At 67.4% G+C, this 5986-nt stretch carries 4 protein-coding genes and 1 pseudogene; all 5 read right to left on the reverse strand.

Annotated elements, in window-relative coordinates; all coding sequences use genetic code 11:
- Window positions 1-471: 471 nt before the first annotated feature.
- A complete protein-coding gene (ahcY, locus tag E3T33_RS14375; RefSeq protein WP_092324297.1) occupies window positions 472-1944 on the reverse strand; it encodes an adenosylhomocysteinase in 1473 nt (490 codons plus the stop codon).
- Window positions 1945-2152: 208 nt separating this feature from the next.
- Window positions 2153-3232, reverse strand: a complete 1080-nt coding sequence (locus tag E3T33_RS14380) for an aspartate-semialdehyde dehydrogenase (protein ID WP_092324298.1) — start codon at window positions 3230-3232, stop codon at window positions 2153-2155.
- A 185-nt stretch (window positions 3233-3417) separates the two neighbouring features.
- Complete coding sequence (locus E3T33_RS14385; RefSeq protein WP_092324300.1) at window positions 3418-4695, reverse strand: aspartate kinase; 1278 nt, start codon at window positions 4693-4695, stop codon at window positions 3418-3420.
- 143 nt (window positions 4696-4838) lie between these two features.
- Window positions 4839-5438, reverse strand: a complete 600-nt coding sequence (gene recR, locus E3T33_RS14390; RefSeq protein WP_092324301.1) for a recombination mediator RecR — start codon at window positions 5436-5438, stop codon at window positions 4839-4841.
- A 3-nt stretch (window positions 5439-5441) separates the two neighbouring features.
- A pseudogene (locus E3T33_RS15350) lies at window positions 5442-5986 on the reverse strand (DNA polymerase III subunit gamma and tau); the annotation flags it as partial.

Consider the following 5986-nt stretch of genomic DNA (forward strand, 5'->3'; position numbering starts at 1 on the left):
CTCTTGGCATTCACCCGCTAGAAACGGGATCCAACCACGAGGTTTTTGGCATTTGACATTGTGCACGCTGTTGAGTTCTCAAGGATCGGACGCACCCAGGTTCAGGCCACGCTGTTTGACCAGCACTGCGGCTTTCGTTTTGGGGCAACCTGTCTAACTTATCTCACCGTTTTGACCCTGTCAAATCGAGCATTTCGCGTTCCTGGCGGTTGAAAAACACACGCAAAAACACGACTCGAACCTGTTAGGTCAGCTTGGTGAGCCGAAATCATCTTAGGCTTCCACGCACGTTCCTACAAGAGGAATCTGTGTGTGTAATGGCTGAGAGTTGGTCCCACTTGAGGCCGGGAAGCGCTGCGGCTTTCCGCACCTTTGGGGTACGTATAGATACATTACGGCGACGCGGAGCAGCCGTCAAAAGCACCGTCTTCTCGGGCGTGTCCGGCCCTTCGGGCCTTTTCCTGTCGCGGATCAGTAGCGGTAGTGGTCGACCTTGTACGGGCCCTCGATGGGCACGCCGATGTAGGCCGACTGCTCGGGGGTGAGCACGGTGAGCTCGACGCCGAGCGCGTCGAGGTGCAGCCGCGCGACCTTCTCGTCGAGGTGCTTGGGCAGCACGTACACGCCGACCGGGTAGTTCTCCGGGTAGCAGTAGAGCTCGATCTGCGCGAGCACCTGATTGGTGAACGAATTGCTCATCACGAAAGACGGGTGCCCGGTGGCGTTGCCCAGGTTCATCAGACGCCCTTCGGAGAGCACCAGTACGCTGCGTCCGCTGGGCAGGCGCCACTCGTGCACCTGCGGCTTGATCTCGACTCGCACGGCGCCGGCGAGCGTCTCGAGGGCGGCCATGTCGATCTCGTTGTCGAAGTGGCCGACGTTCGCGATGATCGCGAGGTGCTTCATCCGCAGCATGTGGTCGGTCGTGATGACGTTGAAGTTGCCGGTGCCGCTGACGAAGATGTCGACCTGGTCGACGACCGATTCGATCCGGGCGACCTGGAAGCCGTCCATGGCGGCCTGCAAGGCATTGATCGGGTCGATCTCGCTCACGATCACGCGAGCCCCCTGCCCGCGGAGCGCTTCGGCGGCGCCCTTGCCGACGTCCCCGTAGCCGGCGACGAAGACGACTTTGCCGCCGATCAGCACGTCGGTGGCGCGGTTGAGTCCGTCGGGCAGGGAGTGGCGGATGCCGTACTTGTTGTCGAACTTCGACTTGGTGACCGAGTCGTTCACGTTGATCGCCGGGAACAGCAGCTGCGAAGCGGCCGCCAGCTCGTAGAGCCGGTGCACTCCGGTGGTGGTTTCCTCGGTGACGCCGGCGATCGCCTCAGCGATCCCGGTCCAGCGGTCCGAGGACTCGGCCACTGACCGGCGGAGCGTCTCGAGCACCACCTTGTACTCGTGGCTGTCGGAGTCGGACGGCGTCGGCACCGCGCCGGCCAGCTCGAACTCCCGGCCCTTGTGCACGAGCATCGTGGCGTCCCCGCCGTCGTCGAGGATCATGTTCGGGCCGGTCCAGGACTCCCCCGCCGCGGCGGCTTCCGCGCTCCAGTCGAAGATCCGGTCGGTGCACCACCAGTATTCGTCGAGCGTCTCGCCCTTCCAGGCGAAGACGGGAACGCCGGCCGGGGCATCCGGGGTGCCGGTGGGACCGACGGCGATCGCGGCGGCCGCGTCATCCTGGGTGGAGAAGATGTTGCAGCTCGCCCAGCGCACCTGGGCGCCGAGCGCGACGAGGGTTTCGATCAGCACGGCGGTCTGCACGGTCATGTGCAGCGATCCGGCGATGCGGGCCCCGGCGAGAGGCTTCGTTTCGCCGAATTCGGTGCGCAGGGCCATCAGGCCGGGCATCTCGTTTTCGGCGAGGCGTAGCTGGTGGCGGCCCGCCTCCGCCAGGGAGAGGTCGGCGATCTTGAACGCGGGGGCGGTGGTCGAAGTCATGCGACCATCTTGCCATCCCGGGCCGAGACGGGCCGTCAGTTACTGGCCGCTCTGGTTTCTCGCTGGTATCTGGCTGGTATCTAGCTGAGTTGCGGAGAAAGTACCTTCGTTTTGCGATTGAGGGTACTTTTTCCGCAACTCAACTTGAACAGGAGCGCAGGAGCACAGGAGCGCAGGTGGCGCCAGGAGACTGCGGGGGCCGTCGCGGCTAGGAGGCTGCGGGGGTCCTCGCGGCAAGGAGGTCGACGGCGACGAGCTCTGCGATCTGCACCGCGTTCAGGGCGGCGCCCTTGCGCAGGTTGTCGTTGCTGATGAAGAGGGCGAGGCCCCGCCCGTTCGGCACGCCCGGGTCCTGGCGGATCCGGCCGACGAAGCTGGCATCCTGTCCCGCTGCCTGGAGCGGGGTGGGGATATCCGTCAGCTCGACGCCGGGAGCGTTCGCGAGCAGTGCCCGGGCGCGCGCGACGCTCAGCGGCTTGCCGAACTCGGCGTTGATGGAGAGCGAGTGGCCGGTGAAGACCGGCACGCGCACGCAGGTGCCGGAGACCAGCAGGTCAGGCAGTTCGAGGATCTTGCGGCTCTCGTTGCGGAGCTTCTTCTCCTCGTCGGTCTCGAATTCGCCGTCGTCGACGATGGAGCCGGCGAGCGGGATGACGTCGAAGGCGATGGGGCGGGCATAAACGACGGGTTCCGGCATGGTCACGGCCGACCCGTCGTGCACGAGCTGGAGCAGGTTCGCATCCTGGGCGGCGACGCGCACCTGGGTCGCCAGCTCGCGGGCGCCGGCGAGGCCGCTGCCCGAGACGGCCTGGAACGTGCTCACGATGAGGCGTTCGAGGCCGGCCTCGTCGTGCAGCACCTTGAGAACGGGCATGGCCGCCATCGTGGTGCAGTTCGGGTTGGCGATGATGCCCTTGCCGGCCCGCTTGATCGCGCCGGGGTTGACCTCGCTCACGACCAGCGGCACGTCGGGGTCCATCCGCCAGCCGGAGGAGTTGTCGATCACGGTGACGCCGGCCGCGGCGAACCGGGGCGCCTGCGCCCTCGACAGCGTGGCGCCGGCGGAGAAGATCGCGACGTCCAGCCCGGTCGGATCGGCGGTCGCGGCATCCTCGACGACGATGTCCTCGCCGCGCCAGGGCAGCGTGGTGCCGGCGGACCGGGACGAGGCGAAGAAACGGATGCCGGCCACCGGGAAGTCGCGCTCCTCGAGCAGGCGGCGCACAACGGCCCCGACCTGGCCGGTTGCCCCCACGACGCCGATCTGGATGCCTGTGCTGCTGGTCACTGTGTCTTCCTAACGTGCTCGCCGGTCTTGAAGGCTGGGTTCGGGGGCTAACTCAGGACATTCTCTCAAATCCACCCTGATTCCGGCCGAATCTGCCCGATTCGGCCGGAATCTCCTGAGTTGGCCACAAGGGCGGCCGGGTAAGGAGGGTGCGGGCGGGTTGGGGGCCGGGGGCCGGGTTCGGGCTAGCGGCCGGTGCCGCCGTGGACAACGGCCTCGTCGTCGGTGTCGAGGCCGAAGGCGGTGTGCACGACGCGCAGGGCCTCCTGGATGGTGTCGGCCCGGGTGACGACGGAGATCCGAATCTCACTGGTGGAGATCATCTCGATGTTAATGCCGGCCAGGAAGAGCGCCTCGAACAGCTTCGCCGAGACCCCGGTGTTGGTGCGCATGCCGCCGCCGACGAGCGTGAGCTTACCGATCTGGTCGTCGTACTGCAGGCTCGAGAAGCCGACGAGCTCCTTGTCGTTGGTCAGCGCGGTCAGCGTCTGCTGGCCCTCCGACTTCGGCAGGGTGAACGAGATGTCGGTGACGCCGGTGGCGACGCCGGAGACGTTCTGCACGATCATGTCCACGTTCGCGTTGGCGCCGGCGACGATCTTGAAGATCTGGGCCGCCTTGCCCGGCACGTCGGGCACGCCGACGACCGTGATTTTGGCTTCGCTCAGGTCGGCGGCAATCCCGGCGATGATCGGCTCTTCCACTATCTCTCCATTCGGATCCACGAACTCGGTGTTGTAGACGATCGTGCCCTGGTTGTTGTTGAAGGACGACCGGACGTGCAGGGTCACGCCGTGACGACGTGCATATTCCACGGCTCGTATGTAGAGCACCTTGGCGCCGCCGGCCGCGAGCTCGAGCATTTCCTCGCTCGAGATGCGGTCGAGTTTTCGGGCCTGGGGCACGACTCGGGGGTCAGCCGTGAAGACCCCGTCGACGTCGGTGTAGATCTCGCAGATGTCGGCCGCGAGGGCTGCCGCGAGGGCGACGGCGGTGGTATCCGAGCCGCCCCGGCCGAGCGTGGTGATGTCCATGGTGTCGCGGTTGAAACCCTGGAAGCCGGCGACGATGGCGACGGCGCCTCCGTCGAGGGCGTCACGGATGCGCCCGGGAGTCACGTCGACGATCCGGGCTGAGCCGTGGCGGGCATCCGTGATCATGCCGGCCTGGCTGCCGGTGAAGGAGAGCGCGTCGTAGCCCATGCTCTTGATGGCCATCGCGAGCAGCGCCATCGAGATTCGCTCCCCAGCGGTGAGGAGCATGTCGAGCTCGCGCGGGGCGGGGATCGGCGCGACCTCGTGGGCCAGATCGAGCAGCTCGTCGGTCGAATCGCCCATGGCCGAGACCACGACGACCACGTCGTTGCCCGCCTTGCGGGTGTCGACGATGCGCTTGGCCACGCGCTTGATGCTTTCCGCGTCGGCGACGGATGATCCGCCGAACTTCTGCACGATCAAGCTCACGTGGCACTCCTGAGGTTGGGTTCGCGGGCGTTGAGCCCAAACATCCATCATAAATGGACTTATATTCGCGGCCCGCCATGTGACGTTGCGGTGCTGCGGGGCGACGGGGCGGCGACCGCTTGGAGCCGTGGCTGGCCGGGCGGTCAGCTCGTAACGACGCGGCGACCCTCGAACGCGCGGCCGAGGGTGACCTCGTCGGCGTACTCGAGGTCCCCGCCGACGGGCAGGCCCGAGGCGAGGCGAGTGACGCGGATCTCGAGGGTGGTGAGCAGGCGCGACAGGTAGGTCGCCGTGGCCTCGCCCTCGAGGTTCGGGTCTGTGGCGATGATGACTTCCTGCACGGTGTTGTCGGCCAGGCGCTGCATCAGCTGGCGGATGCGCAGGTCGTCGGGGCCGATGCCGTCGATCGGGCTGATCGCCCCGCCGAGCACGTGGTACAGCCCGCGGAATTCGCGGGTGCGCTCGATCGCGACGACGTCCTTGGCCTCTTCGACCACGCAGATGATCGCGGGGTTGCGGCGGGGGTCACGGCAGATCATGCAGGTCTGTTGTTCGGACACATTGCCGCAGATGTCGCAGAAGCGCACCTTCTCACGCACCTCGAGCAGCACGTGTGCGAGGCGGCTCACGTCGAAGTTCTGGGTCTGCAGGATGTGGAAAGCGATGCGCTGGGCGGACTTCGGCCCGATTCCGGGCAGGCGGTTCAGCTCGTCGATGAGCTCCTGGACGATTCCTTCGTACATGGCTTAGTCGTTTCTCGGTCGGACGGCCGGCTCATGCGACTGTTCCTCGAGGAAGGTCGCGCCGAGGATCTCGCGCACCACCGACTCGCCGTAGCGCTGCTTCTCGGAGAAGGAGGGGGCGGATGAGGTCGCCGGGCGCTTGGCGGCGGGGGTGGGTGCGGCTGCGGGGGGTGCGGCGGCCTCGGCCGCTGGTGCGGGTGCGGCGGCGGGAGTGGGAGGTGCGGCGGCGGCAGGTGCGGCGGGGGCAGGTGCGGCGGGGGCCGAGGTTGCCTCGGACGAAGCCTCGGCGGGCGCGGTCGTCACGGCCGATACGGACGCAGCAGGGGCGGCGGATGAGGCGCCGCGGTCGTCGTACATCGGGTCTTCCGGCGGGGCGTCGTCGAACGGCGGCGGCTCCTCGTCGAACGGGGGCTCAGGGGCGGGCGCAGACTCGGGTGCCGGAGCGGACTCCCGTGCGGGCGCGGACCCGGGCGCGGACCCGGCTGCGGGCGCGGACCCGGGGATGGCGACCGTCGCCCAGCCGGTGGCGCCGGCCGGGGAGCCGACCG

Origin of the sequence: Cryobacterium sp. TMT1-2-1 (genome assembly GCF_004403955.1) — a bacterium.
GTDB lineage: Bacteria > Actinomycetota > Actinomycetes > Actinomycetales > Microbacteriaceae > Cryobacterium > Cryobacterium psychrotolerans.

Coding starts and splice junctions, on each gene's coding strand:
- ahcY (WP_092324297.1), bottom strand. CDS start 1,944: ATGACTTCGACCACCGCCCCCGCGTTCAAGATCGCCGACCTCTCCCTG.
- recR (WP_092324301.1), bottom strand. CDS start 5,438: ATGTACGAAGGAATCGTCCAGGAGCTCATCGACGAGCTGAACCGCCTG.